This window comes from Anaeromyxobacter oryzae (assembly GCF_023169945.1).
Classification (GTDB): Bacteria; Myxococcota; Myxococcia; order Myxococcales; family Anaeromyxobacteraceae; genus Anaeromyxobacter; species Anaeromyxobacter oryzae.
The window spans coordinates 87,123-107,902 of record NZ_AP025591.1; the positions used below are offsets into that span (position 1 = coordinate 87,123).

General features: G+C 74.4%; 15 protein-coding genes. 3 read left to right on the plus strand and 12 right to left on the minus strand.

Features of this window, described 5'->3' with window-relative positions:
• The first annotated feature begins 4 nt into the window (after positions 1 to 4).
• Positions 5 to 5,725, plus strand: coding sequence for a sensor histidine kinase (locus AMOR_RS00365; protein ID WP_248357443.1), 5,721 nt, complete (start codon positions 5 to 7; stop codon positions 5,723 to 5,725).
• A gap of 72 nt (positions 5,726 to 5,797) precedes the next feature.
• On the opposite strand, the gene AMOR_RS00370 is transcribed toward AMOR_RS00365, so the two are convergent.
• From AMOR_RS00370 to AMOR_RS00380, 3 genes are all read right to left on the minus strand, one after another.
• Positions 5,798 to 6,184: a peptidoglycan-binding domain-containing protein gene (locus AMOR_RS00370; RefSeq protein WP_248357444.1), complete on the minus strand. Its 387-nt coding sequence runs from the start codon at positions 6,182 to 6,184 to the stop codon at positions 5,798 to 5,800.
• The gene (locus tag AMOR_RS00375) at positions 6,181 to 7,368 is read right to left on the minus strand and encodes a DUF748 domain-containing protein (protein ID WP_248357445.1); all 1,188 of its coding nucleotides are present in this window, start codon (positions 7,366 to 7,368) and stop codon (positions 6,181 to 6,183) included. Before AMOR_RS00375 ends, AMOR_RS00370 begins: the two co-directional genes overlap by 4 nt.
• A gap of 160 nt (positions 7,369 to 7,528) precedes the next feature.
• Positions 7,529 to 8,599 carry a trans-sulfuration enzyme family protein gene (locus tag AMOR_RS00380; protein ID WP_248357446.1) on the minus strand — a complete coding sequence of 357 codons (1,071 nt, stop codon included), beginning with the start codon at positions 8,597 to 8,599 and terminating at the stop codon, positions 7,529 to 7,531.
• A gap of 140 nt (positions 8,600 to 8,739) precedes the next feature.
• Here AMOR_RS00380 and AMOR_RS00385 point away from each other — a divergent pair, with 140 nt between their 5' ends.
• The gene (locus AMOR_RS00385; protein ID WP_248357447.1) at positions 8,740 to 9,924 is read left to right on the plus strand and encodes a 6-phosphofructokinase; all 1,185 of its coding nucleotides are present in this window, start codon (positions 8,740 to 8,742) and stop codon (positions 9,922 to 9,924) included.
• 21 nt (positions 9,925 to 9,945) lie between these two features.
• Positions 9,946 to 10,785 carry a class I SAM-dependent methyltransferase gene (locus tag AMOR_RS00390; protein ID WP_248357448.1) on the plus strand — a complete coding sequence of 280 codons (840 nt, stop codon included), beginning with the start codon at positions 9,946 to 9,948 and terminating at the stop codon, positions 10,783 to 10,785.
• Positions 10,786 to 10,836: 51 nt separating this feature from the next.
• Here the strand turns inward: AMOR_RS00390 and AMOR_RS00395 are convergent, their stop codons facing one another.
• From AMOR_RS00395 to AMOR_RS00435, 9 genes are all read right to left on the minus strand, one after another.
• On the minus strand, positions 10,837 to 11,373 hold the full coding sequence (locus AMOR_RS00395) for a hypothetical protein (RefSeq protein WP_248357449.1): 537 nt from the start codon (positions 11,371 to 11,373) through the stop codon (positions 10,837 to 10,839).
• A gap of 41 nt (positions 11,374 to 11,414) precedes the next feature.
• Complete coding sequence (locus AMOR_RS00400) at positions 11,415 to 12,491, minus strand: 3-oxoacyl-ACP synthase III family protein (RefSeq protein ID WP_248357450.1); 1,077 nt, start codon at positions 12,489 to 12,491, stop codon at positions 11,415 to 11,417.
• Positions 12,492 to 12,814: 323 nt separating this feature from the next.
• On the minus strand, positions 12,815 to 13,816 hold the full coding sequence (locus tag AMOR_RS00405; RefSeq protein ID WP_248357451.1) for a chemotaxis protein CheB: 1,002 nt from the start codon (positions 13,814 to 13,816) through the stop codon (positions 12,815 to 12,817).
• Positions 13,813 to 15,903, minus strand: coding sequence for an ATP-binding response regulator (locus tag AMOR_RS00410; protein WP_248357452.1), 2,091 nt, complete (start codon positions 15,901 to 15,903; stop codon positions 13,813 to 13,815). The genes AMOR_RS00405 and AMOR_RS00410 overlap by 4 nt, the downstream gene beginning before the upstream one ends.
• Complete coding sequence (locus AMOR_RS00415; RefSeq protein WP_248357453.1) at positions 15,900 to 16,439, minus strand: hypothetical protein; 540 nt, start codon at positions 16,437 to 16,439, stop codon at positions 15,900 to 15,902. The genes AMOR_RS00410 and AMOR_RS00415 overlap by 4 nt, the downstream gene beginning before the upstream one ends.
• Positions 16,436 to 17,668 carry a CheR family methyltransferase gene (locus AMOR_RS00420; RefSeq protein WP_248357454.1) on the minus strand — a complete coding sequence of 411 codons (1,233 nt, stop codon included), beginning with the start codon at positions 17,666 to 17,668 and terminating at the stop codon, positions 16,436 to 16,438. The genes AMOR_RS00415 and AMOR_RS00420 overlap by 4 nt, the downstream gene beginning before the upstream one ends.
• Positions 17,665 to 19,782, minus strand: a complete 2,118-nt coding sequence (locus AMOR_RS00425; RefSeq protein ID WP_248357455.1) for a methyl-accepting chemotaxis protein — start codon at positions 19,780 to 19,782, stop codon at positions 17,665 to 17,667. Before AMOR_RS00425 ends, AMOR_RS00420 begins: the two co-directional genes overlap by 4 nt.
• A complete protein-coding gene (locus tag AMOR_RS00430) occupies positions 19,779 to 20,159 on the minus strand; it encodes a response regulator (RefSeq protein ID WP_248357456.1) in 381 nt (126 codons plus the stop codon). Before AMOR_RS00430 ends, AMOR_RS00425 begins: the two co-directional genes overlap by 4 nt.
• The gene (locus tag AMOR_RS00435; protein WP_248357457.1) at positions 20,156 to 20,638 is read right to left on the minus strand and encodes a chemotaxis protein CheW; all 483 of its coding nucleotides are present in this window, start codon (positions 20,636 to 20,638) and stop codon (positions 20,156 to 20,158) included. The genes AMOR_RS00430 and AMOR_RS00435 overlap by 4 nt, the downstream gene beginning before the upstream one ends.
• Between the last annotated feature and the right edge of the window lie 142 nt (positions 20,639 to 20,780).

Consider the following 20,780-nt stretch of genomic DNA (forward strand, 5'->3'; position numbering starts at 1 on the left):
GGGCATGATGCACGCTCCTCCCCAGTACACCACCCGGGAGACGCTCTCGAACGACGGCCGCACGGCGCTCTACCGCGCGATCCGCGACCTCGATCACGTGCCCGTGGTGCTGAAGGTGCTCGACTCCGAGCGTTGCCGACCGAAGGACGTCGAGCGGCTCCGGCACGAGCACGAGATCGGGATCACCCTCGAGGGCGGAGCGGTCGTGAAGCCCCTCGCGCTCGAGACCTACCAGGGGTTGCCGGTGCTGGTCCTCGAGGACTTCGGCGGCGAGTCCCTCGACTCAGGCATCGCGGGACCGATGGCGACGGACCGGTTCCTCGCACTCTCCGTGGGCATCGCCGGCGCCGTCTCCGAGCTCCACCAGCAGGGCGTCATCCACCGGGATCTCAAGCCCGAGAACATCCTGGTCCACCCCCGCACGCTGGAGGTGAAGCTCGCCGATCTCGGCCTCGCCACGCGGCTGCCGCGCGAGCAGCAGGCGCCTCGGCCACCGCTGCTCATCGAGGGATCGCTGCCGTACATGTCGCCGGAGCAGACGGGCCGCATGAACCGCGCCGTCGACAGCCGGACCGACCTCTACTCCCTGGGCGTCACCTTCTTCCAGATGCTGACGGGCCGCCTCCCCTTCGAGGCGCGCGATCCCCTGGAGTGGGTCCACTGCCACGTCGCCCGTGCGCCACCCTCCGTGTCCCAGATCGTTCCGGGAGTGCCGGAGCAGCTCGAGCGGATCGTGGCGAAGCTCCTGGCCAAGATGGCCGACGACCGGTACCAGACCGCTCGCGGCCTCGAGTCCGATCTCGAGCGCTGCCTGGCGGAGTGGCGCGCCACCCAGCACGTCGCTCCGTTCCCGCCGGGACAGCGCGACGTCCCGGACCGCCTGCAGATCCCGCAGCGGCTGTACGGGCGCGATCGGGAGATCGCCGCGCTGCTGGGCGCCTTCGAGCGCGTCGTCGACACCGGAGCTCCCGAGCTGCTGCTGGTCTCGGGCTACTCGGGCATCGGCAAGTCGTCGCTGGTCCACGAGATCCAGAAGCCGATCGTCCGCCGGTGGGGGCTGTTCGCAGAGGGCAAGTTCGATCAGTACAAGCGCGACATCCCCTACTCGACCCTGGCCCAGTCCTTCCGGAGGCTGGTGCTCGACGTGGTGGCCGAGGGGGCCGATCGCATCGCCGAGTGGAGGGAGCGGCTCGGCGGCGCCCTGGGCATGAACGGCGGCCTCATCGCGGGCATCATCCCCGACGTCGAGCTGATCATCGGGAGGCAGCCCGCGGTCCCCGAGCTCCCGCTCACCGAGGCGAAGAACCGCTTCCACCTGGTGTTCCGGCAGTTCCTCGGCGTGTTCGCGTGCAAGGATCACCCGCTCACGCTGTTCCTCGACGACCTCCAGTGGGCCGACGCCGCGAGCTTCGAGCTCCTCGCGGACGTCCTCACGCACGCGGAGACCCGGTACCTCCTCGCGATCGGCGCCTATCGCGACAACGAGGTCGACGCCGCCCATCCGCTCGTGGCGCTGCTGGCCAGGCTGCGGACGGCGATCCCGGTCCGCGAGCTGGTGCTGCCCCCGCTCTCCCGCGAGCACCTCGACCAGTTCGTCGCCGACGCGCTGCGGAGCTCCCCGGAGCAGACGGCGCCCCTGACGGATCTCGTGGCGGAGAAGACGGCGGGGAACCCGTTCTTCGCCATCCAGTTCCTGCTCTCGCTCCGGGGTGATCGGCTCATCCGGTTCGACGCGGACACGCTGGCGTGGCGCTTCGACGCCGCGTCCGCCCGCGCCAAGGGGTACACCGACAACGTCGTCGAGCTGATGGTGGCGAAGCTCCAGCGGCTGTCCGGCGAGGCGCAGGAGGCGGTGATGCTCGCCGCCTGCGTGGGGAACGTCACCGGCGCGGACACCCTGGCGCTGCTCCGAGGCCGCTCGGAGGAGCAGACCCATCGCGACCTGTGGGAGCTGGTTCGCGAAGGGCTCCTCGACCGGTCGCGCGGCAGGTACCGGTTCTCCCACGACCGCGTGCAGCAGGCCGCGTACGCGCTCATCCCCGCCGACCGGCGCAGCGCGACCCACCTCAGGATAGGCCAGCTGCTCCTCGCCCATACGCCCGCCGAGCAGCTCCCGGAGAGCGTGTTCGACATCGTGAACCAGCTCGACCTCGGCTCCTCCCTGATCATCGATCGGCGCGAGAAGCAGCAGGTCGCGCGGCTCGATCTCATCGCCGGGCGGCGAGCGAAGGCCTCCGCCGCGTACGACGGCGCCGCGCGCTACGTCCGCAGCGGCATCGCCCTGCTCGGCGACGAGGGCTGGACGCTCGACTACCCGCTCGCGTACGGCCTGCACCTCGAGCTCGCCCAGCTCGAGTACCTGCTCGGCGACCGCGCCCGTTCCCAGGAGCTCGTCGCCACGCTGCTCGCCCACGCCCGCGACGAGATCGACAAGGCCGCCGCCTACGAATTCCTGGTCGACCTGCACACGACCCAGGGAGACAACGAGAAGGCCATCGACGCGGCCCTCCAGTGCATCTCGCTGTTCGGGATCGAGCTGACCCCCCACCCCACCCGGGAGGAGGTGCAGCGGGATTACGACGAGCTCTGGCGGAAGCTCGGGGAGCGCCAGATCGAGGACCTCATCGATCTGCCGGCGATGACCGATCGCGAGACGCAGGCCGCGCTCGGCGCGCTCGCGGCGCCGACGGTCGCCGCCATGTTCACGGACCTGAACCTGCTCCTCCGGCTGAGCTGCCAGATGGTGAACCTGTGCCTCGGGCACGGAAACGCCGACGCGTCCGCGGTCGGCTACGTCTGGCTCGGCATCACCCTCGGTCCGGTGTTCGGGAAGTACCAGGAGGGCTATCGCTTCGGCAAGCTCGCCTACGACTACGTGCAGAAGCACCGGCTCGTCGCCCTGAAGCCCCGCATCGACATCTGCTTCGGCGATCTCATCAACTTCTGGACGAAGCCGCTCAAGGGCGATCTCGAGTACCTCCGGGAGGGGTTCCGCGCTGCGGTCGAGGTCGGCGACCTGACCTACGCCTGCTACTGCGCCAACCACATGGTCACGGTGATGCTGACGCAGGGCTCGCCGCTCGAGACGGTCCTTCGCGAATCGGAGGTGCGCCTCGACTTCGTGCGGAAGGCCGGGTACGCGCCGGTCGTCGACGAGATCGTCAGCATGCAACGCTTCATCCAGGACATGCGAGGGCTCACGGCCAGCTTCTCGGCGTTCGACGACGCGACCTTCGATCAGCGGGCGTTCGAGCAGCACCTGGAGCGCGAGGTCAGGCCGCTCACCGTCTGCTGGTACTTCATCCTGAAGCTCGCCGCGCGCTTCATGTCGGGAGACTACGCGGAGGCGCTCGACGCGTCGGAGCGGGCGCGCGCCCTGCTCTGGTCGACGCCCGGGCACATGCAGGTCCCGGAGTACCACTACTTCCGCGCGCTCTCCCTCGCCGCCGCACACGGGGGCGCGCCGCCGGAGAAGCAGCGGGAGTACCTGGAGGCGCTCCGCGGTCACGACGCGCAGTTCCGGGAGTGGGCCGACAACTGCGCCGCGAACTTCGCCAGCAAGAGCGCGCTCGTCTCCGCAGAGGTGGCCCGCGTCACGGGCGACGACCTGGGGGCGATGCGCCTCTACGAGCGGGCGATCCAGTGCGCACGCGACAGCGGGTTCGTCCAGAACGAGGCGATCGCCTACGAGCTCGCGTCGAGGTTCTACCGAGCGAGAGGGTTCGTGGCGTTCGCCGACTCGTATCTCCGCGACGCGCGCGCCTGCTACCAGCGCTGGGGGGCCGACGGCAAGGTGCGGCAGCTCGAGCGGCTCCATCCCGACGTCCTCGAGTTCGCGCCGTTCGCCCCGTCCGCGACGATCGCGGTCCGATCCGAGCACCTGGACCTCCTCTCCGTCATGAAGGCGTCGGAGACCATCGCGGGAGAGATCCTGTTCGACAGGCTGCTCGGCACGCTGCTGAAGGTCGCGCTCGAGCAGGGGGGCGCGCAGCGCGTGTGCCTCGTCCTGGCGCGCGGCGAGGACCTCACCCTCGAGGCCGAGGCCGTCGCCACGGAGGACGGCGTGACGACGCGGCTCCTCCCGTCGGTGCCGGTGGGAGCGGCGGGCGCGCCGCGCCAGCCCGCCGCGGCGTCGCTCGTGCCCGCCTCGATCGTCGAGTACGCGCGGCGGACGCGGGAGCCGGTGATCCTGAACGACGCCGCCACCGACCCCGGGAGGTTCGCCTCCGATCCGTACCTCACCCTGCGCAGGCCGCGGTCGGTGCTCTGCCTCCCGATCCTGCGCCAGGCCGAGCTCGTCGGTCTCCTGTACCAGGAGAACGGCCTCGTCACGGGCGCCTTCACGCCCGACCGGCTGATCGCGCTGAGGCTCCTCGCCTCCCGGGCCGCGATCTCCATGCAGAACGCGCGGCTCCTCGCCGAGGAGCGCGCGGCGAGGACGGCGGCGGAGGACGCGAGGAGGACCGCGGAGCAGGCGAAGGCCGCGGCCGAGGAGGCGGAGCATCGGTCCGCGTTCCTGGCCGAGGCGGGGGCGCTCCTCGCAGGGTCGCTCGACGTGGAGGAGACGCTCGTCCGGCTCGGTCAGCTGTGCGTGCGATCGCTCGCCGACTGGTGCCTCATCGATCTCCTCGACGGCCGGCAGATCCGGCGCATCGCCGGCGCGCACGCCGATCCGGCCAAGGAGCCGGTGCTCGAGCAGCTCCGGAAGCGTTATCCACCGCGGCTCGACGCGCCTCACCCCGCCGCCCGGGTGCTGCGCAGCGGCGAGCCGCTCCTGGTGTCCGACCTGACCGACGAGGTCCTCCGCTCGTTCTGCGACGACGACGAGCATGTGAGGCTCGTCTCGGAGATGGGGAGCCGGAGCGCGGTGATCGTGCCGCTGCTGGCGCGGGGGAAACCCCTCGGCGCGCTGACGCTCACCTCGGGCACGCGGGGCCGCTACGGGCGCACCGACCTCGAGCTCGCCCGGGAGCTGGCCGATCGCGCCGCGATCGCCATCGACAACGCGCAGCTGTACCGGGAGGCGCAGCGGGCCATTCGCATCCGGGACGAGTTCCTGTCCATCGCCTCCCACGAGCTGCGGACGCCGATCCAGTCGTTGCAGCTGGTGGTGCAGAGCCTCGAGCGCGGCGCTCACGCCGGGCGCATCGCGCCCCGCATGCTCACCATCGCCGCGCGAGAGACCGAGCGCCTCGCGGCCCTCGTCGCGCAGCTGCTGGACGTCGTGCGCATCCAGGGCGGCCGGCTCAAGCTCGCCCTGGAGGACTGCGACCTGGTCGCCGAGACGCGGCAGGTCGTCGAGCGCATGCAGGTGGCGATCGAGCGGGCGGGGTCCCCCGTCACGCTGCACGCGGCGGAGGCCATCGCCGGGCGGTGGGACCGCTCGCGCATCGACCAGCTGCTCACCAATCTCCTGTCCAACGCGCTCTCGTACGGGGCGAGCAAGCCCATCGACCTGACGCTCGCGCGCACCGACGGCGGCGTCCGGATCACGGTCCGCGATCACGGGATCGGCATCTCGCCGGACCGGCTGCCGCACGTGTTCGAGCGCTTCGAGCGGGCCACCAACACACGCCACTACGGCGGGCTGGGCCTGGGCCTCTTCATCGCGCGCCAGATCGTGCAGGCGCACCAGGGGAGCATCGCTGCGGAGAGCGACCTGGGCCGCGGCTCCACGTTCACGGTCGAGCTGCCGCTCCAGCCCCGCGAGGACGCGCCGGGCTGAGCCTCGCGGCCGGCGTCACCGCGAATCGGCGCCGCGCTCCGACGCTGCCGCGGACCACCCCCGCCGCGCGCTTCACCGACCGTACGCCTTCTCCGGGCTGATCCCGAGGCGCCGCAGCGTCTCGCGGTCCGGCACGCCGGTCTCGGCGAGCCCCTCGTGCCCCTGGAACCTCTCGAGGGCGCGCGTCGTCGGCTCGTCGAGCTCGCCCCGCCGGTGCGCGGCGAGGTAGCCGCGATCCGCGAGCGCCTGCTGCAGGTCGCCGACGGCGCCGGGCGCGAGCAGCCCCTCCGGCGAGGCGGGGACGCGCGGCCGTCCCTCCCGCGGCGGGACCCCGCTCGCCTGCGGCCGGTCCGGCTGCTCCGGCCGCTGCTCCTCGCGGACGCGCTCCTCGGGGTGCCGCTTCGGGCAGCCCGCAGCGAGCGCGCCGAGGAGGAGGATGACGGCGGCGCGGCGGCTCACCCCTTCTCTCCGCTCGGCTGCGCCCGGGGCGGACCGTGGCCCGGGGAGAGCCCGCGCCGCGCCTGCTCCAGCGGGTTCTCCTTCTCCTTCGCCTTCGGGGGCGGGAGCGCGCCGAAGCTCGCGGTGAGGCCGCGGACGAACGCGTTCCGGAGGATGCCGACGATCGTCGGCACCGCCTGGACCTGCGGCCCCTCCACCCGCCCCTGGATCGGGACCGTCGTGGCGACGGCGTCGCGCCCGTGCGTGTCGTCGGCGAAGATCTTCAGCGCGGCGTTCCCGAGCAGCTCCTTCAGCTTGTTCGCGAGCCCGGGCTTCGCCGCCTTCAGCTCTCCGCCCTTCAGCACCGGCCTGACGCCGCCGTCGAGCCTCCCGTCCACGGCGGTGAACGCGACCGCCATCTCGAGGACGCCCTTCTCCGGCGCGACTCCGCTCTTCGCGCCGAGCAGGTCCGACAGCTCGTCCGCCCGGAGCCCCTCGAGCTTCCCTTCCCCGGCGAAGGTGAGTCCCTTCGCGAGCGGGTCGGCGGTCGCGAACACGGTGACCTTCCCGGACCTCTGGAGCGTGCCGCGGGCGGCGAGCACGGTGGGCTCGTGCTTGGCGAGGGCGGCCCGCGTCGCGAAGTTCTCGAGCGTGGCCTCGATCCCGTGGAGGCGGAGCCGAGGCCGCTCCTTCTCGCGGGCGTCGATCCAGAGGATCTCGCCCCCGCGCACCTGGACGCGGTCGAGGCGGAACGGCGCGAGCCGCTCGAGGCGCCGGCCCACCTTGGGCGCCTCCTTCGGCTCCTGGCTCGCGGCCTCGCTCTTCCCCTTCCCCTCCCCCTCCTCGTCCCGGCGCGCCGGCGCGGTGAGCAGGTTCAGCCGCGGGCGGTCGAGCTCGACCGCGGCGACGAGGTGGCCGTGGAGGAGCTCGGTGGCGTACAGGCCGAACTCGGCGCGGTCGACGGCGAAGTACGGGAGCGCGGCGCCGCCTGCGGTCGTCTTCTCGATGCGCAGGTCGTGGATCTCGTACGAGAGGTCCCGGAGCCGGACGTTCACCCCGGAGAACGTGCCGCGCATTCCGTCCATCCCGGCGAGCATCCGCCGCGTGTACCAGGCAGCGAGCGGATCCAGGGCGAGGTGGAGCGCGATCGCCAGGACGGCGAGCACGGCGACGACGATGGCGACGACCTTCCCGGCCCGGCGCACGGCGCTTGACGGACCTCCCGGGGGGATCCTGCGCACCCCCGCCGAGGTCGGCACCGGCGCCCCCGCGCGCCCCGGCGTGCCGGCCGGGCCCGTGCCCGCCGCCACGCGGGGCCGCGCCGCCGGGCGCCGGCGATCGGCGCACCGCGAGGCAGGCCGGCGCTCAGGCGCCCACGGCGTCGAGCGCCTGCGCGAGGTCCGCCTCGAGATCGGCGGGGTCCTCGATCCCGACCGCGAGCCGGAGGAGCGCGGGCGGCGCCTCCGGGTCCTGCCGCCGCCGCCACTCGACGAGCGACTCGACCCCGCCGAGCGACGTCGCGTCCTGGAAGAGCCGGAGCTTGCCGGGGAGCGCCCGGGCCGCCTCCTCGCTCCCGAGCTCGATGGAGAGCATCGGGCCGGGCCCCTTCATCTGCCGCTGCGCGAGCTCGTACCCGGGGTGCGTCGGGAGCGACGGGTGCCAGACGCGCGCGACGCGCGGCGCGAGGAAGGCCGCGAGGCGCGTCGCCGTCGCGGTCTGCTGCCGGACGCGGAGCGAGAGCGTGCGGACGCCGCGCAGCACGAGCCAGGTCTCGAGCGCACCCGGCACCGCTCCGGACAGCGTGCGCGCGGCGCGCAGCGCCTCCGCCAGCTTCGGCTCCCGGGCCACGAGGACGCCGCCGAGGGCGTCGGAGTGGCCGGAGAGGAACTTCGTCATGGAGTGGTAGACCAGGTCCGCCCCGAGGGCGAGCGGCTGCTGGAGGACGGGGGTGGCGAACGTCCCGTCGACGAGGAGCCAGGCGCCGGCGGCGCGGGCGCGCGCGGCGTGGGCGGCGATGTCCTGGAGCTCGCAGGTGGGGTTCTTCGGGGTCTCGAGCCAGATCAGGTCGCCCTTCCCGACGGGCGCGTCGAGGGGGACCTTCTCGACGCCGAACCTCGCGAGCGCCTCGATGGCGTAGTGCGTGGCGTGGTACCCGCCGCGGGCGATCGCGACGCGCCGCGGCGCGAGGTGGAGCAGCGCCGCCGTGGCGGCGGCCTGGCCGGACGCGTACACCGCGGCGTGGCCGCCCTCGAGCGCCCCGAGCACCGCCTCCAGGCGGCGGCGCGTCGGGTGGTCGGACCGCGAGTACACGAGCCCCTCCGAGTTGCCCGCGACGTAGGTGGTGGAGACGTGGATGGGAGGGGCGACGTCGGGCGTCGCCTCGATGCCCGCGTCGGCGTGCAGGGCGAGGGTCTCGGGACGGAGAGGCTGGCTCATGCGGCGCATGGTCGCGTCGGAGCCCGCCCGGCGCAAGCGCCTCGACACGGCCTGCTCGTGCGCCGGGCACCTTGGCCCTCGCCGGGGGTGACGTGCTTCTGATTCCTGCGCCGGCCGGGGAAGGCGTTTAGGATGCGGCCATGGCGAAAAAGCGCGTCGGCATCCTCACGGGCGGCGGGGACGTCCCCGGCCTGAACTCCGTCATCAAGAGCGTCGTCTACCGCGGCGCCGAGCACGACATCGAGGTCGTGGGGCTCCGGCGCGGCTGGGAGGCGCTCACGCACCTCGACCTCTCCGATCCCGCGAGCCGCGCCAAGTACGTCCTCCCCCTCAACCGCGACAACACGCGGACGGTGGACCGGACCGGCGGCACGTTCCTCCACTCGTCGCGCACCAACCCCGCGAAGATGAAGAAGCTGCCGCGCCACCTCGCCGGCCAGACGTTCCCGTCCGCGCAGAGCACCAAGGCCGGACAGACGACCGTCACGTACGACCTCTCGAAGCAGGTGCTCGCGAACCTCGACGGCCTCGGGCTCGAGTACCTGCTCGCCATCGGCGGCGACGACACCCTCTCCTACGCCCAGAAGCTCCACGCGCAGGGGTTCAAGGTGATCGCGATCCCGAAGACGATGGACAACGACGTCCGCAACACCGAGTACTGCATCGGCTTCTCCACCGCGATCACCCGCGCGATGGACGCCATCGAGCGGCAGCGGACGACCGTCGGCTCGCACGAGCGGATCGGGATCTTCCGGGTCTTCGGCCGCGACGCCGGCTTCACGTCGCTCTACACCGCGTACGTGTCGTCGATCCGCTGCCTGATCCCCGAGTACAAGCCGAAGCTCGAGCTCCTCGTCGACCTGCTCCACCGGGACAAGGCGGAGAACCCGTCGTCGTACGCGCTGGTGGTCCTCTCCGAGGGCGCGGAGTGGGAGGGCTACAAGGTGCAGGAGTACGGGGAGCCAGACGCTTACGGCCACCGCAAGAAGGCGAGCGTGGCCGAGTCGCTCTCCGACGAGATCAAGCGGCGCACCGGCGAGGAGACGATCGTCTCGGACCTCACGTACGACCTCCGCTCCGGCGATCCCGACTTCATCGACAAGATGGTCGCCCTCACCTTCGGCACGATGGCGTTCGACGCGCTGCTCGAGAACAAGAGCGGCATCATGTCGGCGCTCGTGGACGGGAAGTACGACCTCGTGCAGATCCCGGATCCGAAGCTCGGGCCGCGGAAGGTCGACGTCGAGACCATGTACAACAAGGAGCGGCTGCGCCCCATCTACGCGAACAAGCGGGGGCTCCCGATCTTCTTGAACAAGATGTGAGGAGCCGGGCCGCGCGCGCCGATGCCCGACCACTCCTTCCCCCAGGCCGCCCAGATGGCGGACGAGTCGATGGTCCGCACCCTCGCGGCCCAGGCGGACGCGATCTGGCCGCAGGAGGCGCCGCTCCTCGCCCGGTACCGGGTGCCGGCGGATGCGTCGATCCTCGACGCGGGCTGCGGCACCGGCGAGGGCACGGTCCGCCTCGCCGCGGTCTTCCCCGGCGCGGAGCTGCTGGGCGTCGATCTCCTGACGCCTCACCTCGACCGGGCGCGGGCCCGCGCCGCGGACGCCGGCCTCGGCGGCCGGGCGCGGTTCGAGCAGCGCTCGATCTTCGACCTCGGCCTGCCCGCGGCGACGTTCGACCTCGTCGTCTGCCGCCACGTCCTGCAGGCGGTGCCGCACCCCGAGCGCGCCATCGCCGAGCTGGTCCGCGTGACGCGCCCGGGCGGCGTGGTGCACCTCATCGCGGAGGACTACGCGATGATCCATTTCACGCGCGGCAAGCTCGACGCGAACGCCTTCTGGCCCGCGGCGCCCGCGCGCTTCGGCGCGGCGACGGGGACGGACATGCTGGTGGGCCGCCGCGCCCCGGGCATCCTCCGCGATCTCGAGCTCGAGGACGTGACCGTCGACTACGTCGTGGTGGACACGCTCCGCGTCGCGCGTGAGACGTTCGCGGCGATCTGGCTCGCGTGGCGCGACGGCTACTCCGACGCGCTCGCCGAGCATCTCGGCTGGAGCCGCGCGGACGTCGTCGCCCACTTCGACGATCAGATCGCGACGATCCGCGATCCCCACGGCTACGCCGTCTGGTTCGTGCCGGTGGTCGCCGGCCGCGTGCCGGAGCCGCGAGGCGTTTGAGGGAGCGGTCCCGGCGCCGGTCGCGCCGGGACCCGCGTCCGCTCCGCGCGATCAGTCGTTCGTGTACAGCTGGAGCGTCCAGAACGAGCCGGTCCCGTAACCGGGGAGCGCCACCGGCGTGAAGACGCTCGCGCTGGTCGCGACGCCGTTCACGACGCCGAGCGCCGCGTCCGGGTTCACCTTCAGCGCGCACCCGACGAGCAGGAGCGGCGCGGGGACGCCGGGCACCGGGAACGTGAGGCTCGTGATCTCGCAGGTCCCCTGCGCCGTGAAGGTCCCGTCGTCCAGGGCGAACACCATCGAGAACGGGCTCTTCACCTTGGGATCGAACGGCGTGTACGTCAGGATCTTGCCGCAGCCGATCGCGGTGCCGACGGGGCGACCGGCGTCCTTCATGACGAGCCCGTCCGAGGCGCGGCTCCGCGGCGCGTAGAGGTACGCGCCGAGGCGGACCGTGTCGCCGGCGGGGCACGCGGGCGTGACGTCGGGGTGCTCCTGGGACCGCAGCAGGTAGACGCGCTCGCCGGCGGCGGCGGGCAGCGACAGCGCGGCGAGGACCAGGGCGACGGCGAGGCGCTGGATGGACATGTGGTGTTCTCCTCCGGTGAACGAGCTACCGTCAGCTTACTTCACACGCGGACGATCTGGCCGCCGAAGTGGACGCCCGCACCCACGGCGGCGAAGAGGACCGGCTCGCCGGAGCCGAGCTTGACGCGACCTGCGGCGACGTCCTCCGCGAAGAGGAGCAGCGTGGAGGCCGCCGAGGTGTTGCCGTAGCGGTCCACGTTCACCGGCACGCGATCCTGGGGGATCCCGGCGCGATCGGCGAAGCCGAGGAGGACGAGCTTGTTGGCCTGGTGCAGGTAGTACCGCTGGATCTCCGGGACGACCTCGGGCGCGGTGGCGCGCAGCTCGTCCACCGCGCGCATCATGTACTCGGGATAAGCGCGGGCGACCGTCGGACCGTCGACGAAGAATGCGTGGTCCGCCATCGTGGCGCGGCTCGGCTGGACCTGGGCGCCGCCGCCGCGGTGGATGACGAGCTGCGGGTGATCCGTGCCCGACGTCGAGGCCATCACGCCGAGGCGCGTCCCCTCGTCGCCGCGGAGCACGATCGCGCCCGCGCCGTCGCCGAACATGTACATCGAGAGGAAGGCGTTCACCCGGCGGTTGCCCGGCATCTCCGAGGTGAAGATCTCGCGGTCGAGATAGGCGGAGGCGAACGTGGAGGCGACCACCGCGATCGTCTTCGCATGCCCCGAGAGGATGAGCTTCCGGGCCATGTCCGCGACGTAGACGGCGCCACCGCACCCGGAGTCGATCACGACGGCGCTGGCGTCGCAGCGGCACCCGAGGCGGCGGTGCAGCTCGACCGCGTCATGGCAGAAGTTCAGGCGATCTGGCGTGGTGGTGACGAGGTAGAGGCCGTCGAGATCGCTCGGCGTGAGCCCCGCCCGGTCGAGCGCCTGCCGGACCGCGGCCTCCGCCATGTCCGTGTTCGAGCGCGGCCCCTCGACGTCCTCGGGCGGCGGCAGCGCCTGGCCCTTCTCCGCGTCGAAGTCCCAGAGGAAGCGCCGCTCGCGGATCCCCGTCCGCTGCTCGATCCGCTCCGGCGACCACCCCGGGATCGCGCGCGTGATGCGGTCGTTCTTCACGACGCGCGGTGGGACGTAGGCTCCGGCTCCGACGTAACGGACGGTCTTCATGATCCGGTCTCCCTCCGGCGGCGCGCGACGCGCGTCCCGAGGCGCGCTGCGGTGTTCCGTCGCGCTCCCGGGTGCAGGTCGGTACCCAGGGTCGGCGACACCCGTTCGCGGCACGCGCGCAAGTGCCGGACGTTGCAGGTCCAACACTTGGTGACGGGGGGTGCTTCTCGGGACATGACCCGAGACCTTGCGACGAGGGTGCCACTTTTGGTGAACGACACCGACGGTGCCGTGCCGACCCGGACCGACATCCTCTCCTCGCGACCCGGCGCGTGGGCGAGCCGCGACGTCGAGGCGAGCGCAGGATTCGACACGGAGCGTGCTCACGTCCCGGCGGGGGGACCGGCGTGAAGCGCGGTGCCACGCGCGGTGAGCGCCGCGGCGAGCGCCGCGGGTGGAAGCGCGACCGCTGCCGGCGTCCGCCGGAGCGCGCTCTCGGGCATGGACGGCACGACGGCGGTGGCCGGTGCCTGGCAGAACGCATCGCCGCCGGCGCGGGCGATCTCCGCGAGCCCCGCGGCGCCGTCCGTGCCCATGCCGGAGAGGACGAGGCCCGTCGCCCGGGCCCCGAGCCGGCTCGCGCACGCGAGCAGGCGATCCCCCGACGGCACGAAGCGGGAGGACGAGGGCGCGGCGCGGAGCACCGAGCCGTCGAGCAGCAGGTCCCGCCCGCCGACGGCGACGTACGCGGCCCCGGGCGCGAGGGGCACGGGGGCGTCCACGAGCACCGTCCTCCATCCGGAGGCGCCCTCGAGCCACTCGGCGAAGAACGGGACGAACTCGGCCTCCATGTGCTGCGCGACGAGGGCGGCGCGGCCGCGGCACGGAAGCTCCCGCAGGAGCGCCGCCAGCACCCAGACGCCGCCCGTCGAGCTCGCGATCGCGATGACGTCGGCCGGGGCGCCGCTCCCGCGCACGGGGGCCGGCGCCGCCGCGATCCCGGCGCCGGGGCGCGGCGCGCGCGCGGCCGACACGACCGGCACGTTCGCCATCAACAGGATCCGCGCGGCGATGTCGGGGGCGCCCGCGGGGACGAGGTCGACGACGCCGGGTCCGCGAAGCTCCGGACCGGCGGGGACGCCGGGCGGGAGGATCCCGATGACCGGGGCGGCGACGGACGTCGTGGCGCGCTCGAGTCGCGCGAGCAGGCCCGCGCGATCCGGCCCTCCGACCACCGCCGCGCCGCGGTAGCGCCGGAGCAGGTGCGGGCTCGGCGTACCCTGGAACGCGCGCATCACCAGCGCGCCCGCCCGCGCCAGCTCGCCGTCCAGCCCCGGGACGGCCGCGAGGGCGTAGTCGTCCAGCACCACCGCGACGGACGTCATGCGGGCCTCACGCCGAGGCGCGCCAGCGTCTCCGCCAGCACGCCGGCGTTGAACTGGGACTTGACGAGGTATGCGTCGGCGCCCGCCGCAGCGCCGGCGGCGCGGGTCGCGGCGTCGTCCTGCGACGTGAGCAGGACGATCGGGAGGCGCTCCGTCCCGGCCCGGGCGCGCAGCGCGCGGGTGAGGGAGAGGCCGTCGCGCCGGGGCATGTTCACGTCGGAGACGAGGACGTCGGGCGCGGCCTCGGCGACGCGCTGCAGCGCCTCCTCGCCGTCCGCGGCGAGCCGGACCCGGAAGCCCTGCGCCTCGAGGAGCACCCGGAGCACCTCGCGCGTCGCGAGCGAATCCTCCGCGAGGACCACGTCGAGGCGCCCCGCTGGGCGCTCCGCGCGCGCCGGCGCCGGCGCTCGGTCCTCGCGCACCGGGCGCGCCGGGCGGGGCACGGAGCGTGCCGCCCGCGCGCGCTCGAGGAGGAGGCGCGGGTCGAGCAGCGCGATGGGGGTTCCGTCGCCGAGCCGCGCGAGGCCGGTCACGAGCGCGTTCGGCTGGGCCACCCCCGGGACCGCGGCGGGGACGACTCCGACCACGGTCCCCACCTCGTCGACCGAAAGCGCCGCCTGCCGCCCGTCGCTCCGGACGACGACCGCGAACCGCTCCCTGCCCGTCGGCAGCGCGCCGCCCACCGCGGCGGCGAGAGCGCAGAGGGGGAGGATCATCTCGTCGACCGCGATCGTCCAGCCGGACGGCCCCTCGTGGACGGCCGCGCCGGCCGCGGCGAGGTGCACGGTACGCTCGACGGCGGAGAGCGGGATGCCGAACGTCCTCCCCGCGGCCTCCACCACCAGCGCCTCCACCGCGAACACGTCGAGGGGCAGCGTGAACGCGACCGCGCTGCCGAGGCCGCGGACCGAGCGTACCTGGATGGCGCCGCCCGCGCCGCGCGCGAGCTGCGCCACCGCGGAGAGGCCCAGCCCCCGGCCCGAGATCTCGGTGGCGGTGGTCCGCGTCGAGCCGCCCTCGAACGCCCAGCGCTGCAGGACGACGTCGTCCGAGAGGGCCTCGACCTGCGCAGCGTCCCCCGTCCGGCGCGCCAGCTCGCGCCGGAGCGCGGGGAGATCGAACCCGGCGCCGTCGTCCGCGACCTCGACGCGCAGCGTCGACTCGACCGCCTCGACCGACACCGTGATCCGCCCGTCCGGCGGCTTCCCCGCCGCGGTGCGCTCGGCGGGCGGCTCGATCCCGTGGTCGATCGCGTTCCTGAGGAGGTGCCGGATCATGCCGCGGGCGGCCTGCAGGGTCCGGCGATCGGCGCGCACCTCCCGGCCGGCGACTGCCAGGGTCACCCGCTTCTCGAGCCGCTTGCCGAGCTCGGCGGCCTCACCGTCGAGCCCGGAGAGCGCCCCGTCGGCCGGGACCAGCCGCAGCGACGCCACGAGCGCCTCGAGCGCCACCGCCGACGCCGCGACGGACTGCGCGGCGCCGTCCGCCACGGCGCCCGCGGCGAGCGCCTCCTGGAGCTGGACCGCGGCGCGCGCGAGGGACGCGGCCAGCCGGAGCGCCTCGTCCACGTCGGCGGCGGGGACGCTGACGCGCTCCGCCGCCTCCGCCGTGGCGCGCGGCGCGGCAGCCGCTCGCGCTGGCGCGGCATCCACCGCGCCGGGCTCCGGCGCCGTCGCGCCCGGCGGCGGGGTGACGTCGCCGATCCCGACGAGGGCCAGCAGGCGCGCCACGACGTCGCCGGGGACCCCGTCCCCGCCGCTCGAGCCCATGCGCGCGATGCCTTCCTCGAGCGCGTCGATCGCGGCGCCGACGCGCTTTAGCCGCGGCGTCGCGTCCGCGGCGGCGGCGTCCCGGAGCCCCAGCGCCAGCGCCTCGAGCGCGTGCAGCCCGCGTGCGAGCGCCTCGTAGCCGAGCGCGGCCGCCGCGCCCTTGAGTCCGTGCGCGACGCGCCCGAACTCGACGAGCGGCTCGCCGAGATCGCCCTCGGCGACCCGCGCCGCGGAGAGGCGGAGCGCCTGGACGGTCTCCTCGGCCTCGGCGACGAAGAGGCCGACGAGGCGCGCCCGCGTGGCCGCGTCCACGTTCATCCGGATGCCGCCTTCCAGGCCCACGCCGCGAGCCAGCCGCCGTCGAGGAGGGCCGCCCCCCCGGCGAGGCGCCCCGCGATCCGCACGCCCAGGGCGGAGCCGTCGGCGTCGACGGCCGAGGCCGCGACCCGCTCCTCGGCGAGCTCGAGCGGCCCGTCGATCACGACTGCCACGAGGCCCTCGTCGGCGCGGAGGACGAGCGCCGGCGCGCCGTGGAGCGCCGCCGCGGCGCGCGGGCGGCGCGCGGCGAGCCCAGCGAGGTCCGCGACGGCGAGGGGCCGCTCCTCCACGAACGCGACGGTGCGCTCCTCACCGGACGCGAGCGGGACGTCGAACGGAGAGGCGAGCGCGACCACCGCCCGCTCCACGACGGCCGCGTCGATCGCGCACGGTGCGCCGCCCAGCCGGAACACGACGACGCGCAGCGCGTCGCCGCCGCCCTCCTCGGTCGCGGGCTCGGCCAGGGCCCGGGCGCGCCTTTCGAGGGCGTCCGCGTCCTGGACGACGATCCTCGGGAGTCCCAGCGCGAGCGTCACGCGCGCTCCGGTCCCTGCAGCAGGACGCGCGCCGCGGCGGCGAGCTGCGCCGCCGACAGGCCCTCCGCGCACGGCACCGCCTGGTCGGGGGGCAGCCGCTCCGCGGCGTCGAGCAGCTCCCGCAGTACCTCGCGGCCGCGCGGCCCGTCCACGGGCAGCAGCACCTGGCCGAGGAGCAGGCGCGCGTAGAGGTGGCGCGGGTCGTGGAAGAGGGCCGCGCGCGCGGCGCGGAGCGCCTCGGCCGTGCGGCCGGCGCCGGCGTGCTGGAGCGCGGCGTGGAGGTGCGCGGCGATCTCCTCCCCCGAGCGCGCGTCGGGCGCCGCGATGGCGGGCCCCTGGGACGCGACGGTCCGCGCCCGGGGGTGTGGGCCGGCCACGCGCGCGACGGGACGCCGGCGCGGGCGCGGCGCGCGGGTGGGCGAGGCGGCCGGCGCGCGGCCGGCGCCGAGGTGCCCCGCCGCCTCGAGCCCGCCGGCCGCGAGGAGGTGCGCCTCGGGCGCGGACACGACCAGGAGCGCCCCGCGGTCGAGCCCCTGCGCGAGCGAGACGGCGGCGCGCTCGGCTTCGGCGGCGCGGAAGTAGATGAGGACGTTGCGGCAGAAGACGAGATCGTGTCCGCCGAGGCTCGCGTTCCCGCTTGCGGCGAGGTCGAGGAGGTTTCCGACGTCGAACCTGCACAGCGCAGCGGCGGCAGGGTCGATGCGGTGACGGCCGGTGAGCGGGTCGTCGAGCCGGACCCGGCCCCGGAGCCACTCCGGCCGGCAGCGCTGGACGGACCACCCGGGCACCATCGCGGCGCGCGCCGCCTCGACCCGCGCCGGCGAGGGGTCCACGCCGACGATGCGGACGAAGGCGGTGGCCGCGGACGCGGGGATCCCCCGGCGCTCGAGCAGGTCCAGGAACAGGAGGGCGGCGCTGAACGGCTCCTGCCCCGACGAGCAGCCGAGGGAGAGGATCCGGACCGGCCGGCCCGCCGCCGCCGCGCGGTCGAGGAGATCGGGGCCGGCCTCGTCCCGCAGCCACTCCCAGAGGCCGTCGTCGCGGAAGAGCCAGCTCTCGTCGATGGGGAGCCGATCGACCACGCGGGCGAGGTACGCGGGGTCCGCGGGATCGGCGGCGGGCCCCGCGCCCGCGACCGCGGTCGCGATCTGGTCGTCCGAGAGCCCCTCGAGCGCGAGGCCGTAGGCAGCCTCGAGCGCGCGGCGCGCGGCGGCCAGCGCCGCGATCACGCCCGGGCCTCCGGGAGCGTGTAGGCGCCGGCCGCCTTCTGCAGGCTGCTCGCGAGCTCGTGGGCCTTCGCCGAGAGGTCGCCGAGCAGGCGCGCGCCGTCGCGGATGGACTCCGAGGCCTTCTGCATGTTGGTGAGCGCCTGCGAGACCTGCCCCACGCCCGCCTGATGTTGGCGCGCGGAGCCCTCGACCTGCCGCATCAGGCCCACCGAGTCGTGCACGGTCACGCCGAGCTGGCCCACGACCTCCCCGAGCCGCTGCACGAGCTTCACGCCGTCGTCGACGGTGCGCGCGCCGGCCCCGACCGCGCCGTCCACCTGGCCCGTCCGGTCCCGGATCTCGGCGAGCAGCTCCCGGATCTCGGCCGCCGCCTTCCGGGAGTCGGCGGCGAGCGCCCGGATCTCCCGCGCGACCACGCCGAAGCCCTTCCCGGCCTCTCCGGCGCGGGCCGCCTCTATGGCGGCGTTGATCGCGAGGGTCGACGACTGGTCGGCGAGGAACGAGACCGTCTCGGTGATGCCGTCGATGCGCTGCACGCGCTCCGCGAGCGCGGCGGAGGCCTGGGAGACGCGCTCCAGCGAGCCCGAGATCGCGGTCATCGCCTGCGCCGCGCCGTCCGCCGTCGCTCCCCCGTCCTCCACCACCGCCGCCGCGGCCTCCCCCTGCCGGATGAGCTCGCCGGCGCGGTCGGCCGACACGGCGGACGTCTGCGCCATCTCGGTCATCGTGTTCGCGGTCTCGGTCACCGCGGCGACCTGCTCCGTCGTCGCGGCGGAGAGCTGCGCGGCTGCCGACTGGAGGCTCACGACGATGCTGCCGACGTCGCCCGAGACGCCCTGCGTCCGGCCCACCACGACCCGCAGGTTGCCGGTCATCCGCTGCATCGCCTCGCCGAGCGCGCCCGGCACGTCCACCTCGCGGCGGAGATCGCCGCCGGCGATGGTGCGCGCCTGCGCGACGATCGCCTCGAACGCGGCCTGGAGCCGCTCGTAGGCGTCGCCGAGATCGCCGGGGATCCGCGCCCCGCCGACCGCCTCGCCGCGGGAGAGCGCGGTCATCCGGCGGGAGAGCTCGAGCATCCCGCTCCGCGAGTCGCGGAACGCCTGGATGAGGCCGCTCTCGCCCTCGAGGTCGCGGGTGAGGTCCCCCTTCGCCATCGCCTGCAGCTGGTCGAAGACGCGCCGCATCTCCTCCGTGATGCCGGCCGTCGCGGTGGCGAGGTCGCCGATCTCGTCCGTCGCGACCCAGCTCGGCAGGCGCGGCGCACCCGCCGCCATGGCCCGCAGCGACGCCTCCACCTCCGCCGCCGCCCGCGCCTGCCGGCGCGCGAGCAGGAGCCCGGTGACGCCGAAGGCGAGGAGGATCACGAGGGCGATCCCGAGGAGTGGCAGCACCGTCCCGCGGGCGAGCTGGTCGAAGTCGGCGTGGAGGACGTCGGCGGCCACGCCGTCGCCGCTCGCGTGCAGCCGCGCGACCAGGTGCTCGACCGACTGCTGGTACTTCGAGACGAGCACCATCCCCGAGAAGGCGACGAGCGAGAGGAGCGCGACGCCGAACGCGTAGGGGAGGTACCAGCGCTGCCGGGGCCAGAACAGCCCGCCGCCCCTCGGCGAGAGGCCCGGCGCCCGCGCCGCCTCCGCGAGCGCGGCGGGGCGGACGTCCTCCTCGACGAGCAGCACGAGGATCATGCCCGGGAAGAGCGACGCGAAGAACGCGATGGCGGCGCCCGCGGGGACGACGCCGAGCGGCTTGCCGTAGATCCACATCGCGAGGAGGCCGAAGGTGATCCCGCCCACGAGCCAGGCGAGCAGGTTCGAGAGCACCTCGACCTTGCGCGGCAGCTCGAGGATCCGGGCGAGCCGCGCGCCCGCAGGCTCCCCGGGGTGCTCGGCGAGCGCGGCGCGCACGAGGGCGCGCGAGACGAGGAACTGCTGCGTCGCGGAGACGACGAGGATCGGCCCGAGGAGGCCGACGAGCGCCCTCCCCAGCGCGGCGTCGTCGAGCCCGATGAGGAGGCCGAAGACGTACGCGCCCACGACGGCGCTCGGGACGGCCGTGAGGAGGATGCGGGCGAAGACCTTCCGGTGGATGGCTGCGACTTCGACGGGGCTCATGGGCGGGCGGCGTCCGGGGCGAGGTGGCGGTTGATCGCGTCGAGGAGCGGCTGGGGCTGGATGGGCTTCTGGAGGACCTCGCGAGCGCCGGCGGCGCGGGCCCGGAGAACGGTCTCGGCGTCGCGATCGGAGGTGAGGATCACGACGGGCACGCCGCGCGTCCGGAGATCCGCCCGGAGCGCCTCGCACAGGGCCACGCCGTCGAGCCGCGGCATGCGGAGATCCGCGAGGATCAGGTCCGGCGGATCGGCCTTCGCCTTGGCGAGGGCCTCCGCGCCGTCGGCCGCCTCGAGGAGCGTGACGTCGCGCGCGATCAGGTAGACCTTCATCAGCTCGCGGGTGACGCGGCTGTCGTCGACGAGGAGGATCCGCTTCATGGTGCTCCCTGGCCCGCCGCGCCGGCGAGCGACAGCAGCCTCGGGACGTCCAGCACCGCGAGCGCGCGCGGCCCCGAGTACCCGGCCACGAGGTCCGGGGGCGCGACGTCGCCCGCGGGCGGCGCCGGCGCGTGCTCCACGACGTCCTCGACGGCGTTCACCCACAGCATCAGGCAGCGTCCGCCGCCCCGCACCGCGACGAGCTGGTCGCTGGCGCCGAGCCGGACCTCGTCCGCGCCGAGCAGGCTCGCCACGAACACGACAGGCCACTGCGCGCCGTCGACGGCCACGACCGGCGCTCCGGCCAGACGGGCCGCGGGCAGCGCGGCCGCGTGGACGCGTGCCACGTGCCTCATCGGGACGAGGACGCGCCACGGTCCGACGCGCGCGACGAGCAGCTCCTCGCCTGCACGCACCTCGTCGTCCGAGGTGGGGCGCTGAAGGTGGGGCTGCGCGACGGCAGACGGCATCTGCCGCATGCCGTGAAAACTCCGTACCACGACCGCGGGTCATCCTCCGCGCGCACGCACGATCGGTAAACGCCCGTCCTCACGGGCGATGGGGAGAAAAAGGGCGACTCGCGAGGACCTCACCCTCCGTGCAGCCCTGGAGACCCTGAGG

Coding starts and splice junctions, on each gene's coding strand:
- AMOR_RS00365 (WP_248357443.1), top strand. CDS start 5: ATGATGCACGCTCCTCCCCAGTACACCACCCGGGAGACGCTCTCGAAC.
- AMOR_RS00380 (WP_248357446.1), bottom strand. CDS start 8,599: ATGAGCCAGCCTCTCCGTCCCGAGACCCTCGCCCTGCACGCCGACGCG.
- AMOR_RS00385 (WP_248357447.1), top strand. CDS start 8,740: ATGGCGAAAAAGCGCGTCGGCATCCTCACGGGCGGCGGGGACGTCCCC.
- AMOR_RS00390 (WP_248357448.1), top strand. CDS start 9,946: ATGCCCGACCACTCCTTCCCCCAGGCCGCCCAGATGGCGGACGAGTCG.
- AMOR_RS00395 (WP_248357449.1), bottom strand. CDS start 11,373: ATGTCCATCCAGCGCCTCGCCGTCGCCCTGGTCCTCGCCGCGCTGTCG.
- AMOR_RS00400 (WP_248357450.1), bottom strand. CDS start 12,491: ATGAAGACCGTCCGTTACGTCGGAGCCGGAGCCTACGTCCCACCGCGC.
- AMOR_RS00405 (WP_248357451.1), bottom strand. CDS start 13,816: ATGACGTCCGTCGCGGTGGTGCTGGACGACTACGCCCTCGCGGCCGTC.
- AMOR_RS00410 (WP_248357452.1), bottom strand. CDS start 15,903: ATGAACGTGGACGCGGCCACGCGGGCGCGCCTCGTCGGCCTCTTCGTC.
- AMOR_RS00425 (WP_248357455.1), bottom strand. CDS start 19,782: ATGAGCCCCGTCGAAGTCGCAGCCATCCACCGGAAGGTCTTCGCCCGC.
- AMOR_RS00430 (WP_248357456.1), bottom strand. CDS start 20,159: ATGAAGCGGATCCTCCTCGTCGACGACAGCCGCGTCACCCGCGAGCTG.
- AMOR_RS00435 (WP_248357457.1), bottom strand. CDS start 20,638: ATGCGGCAGATGCCGTCTGCCGTCGCGCAGCCCCACCTTCAGCGCCCC.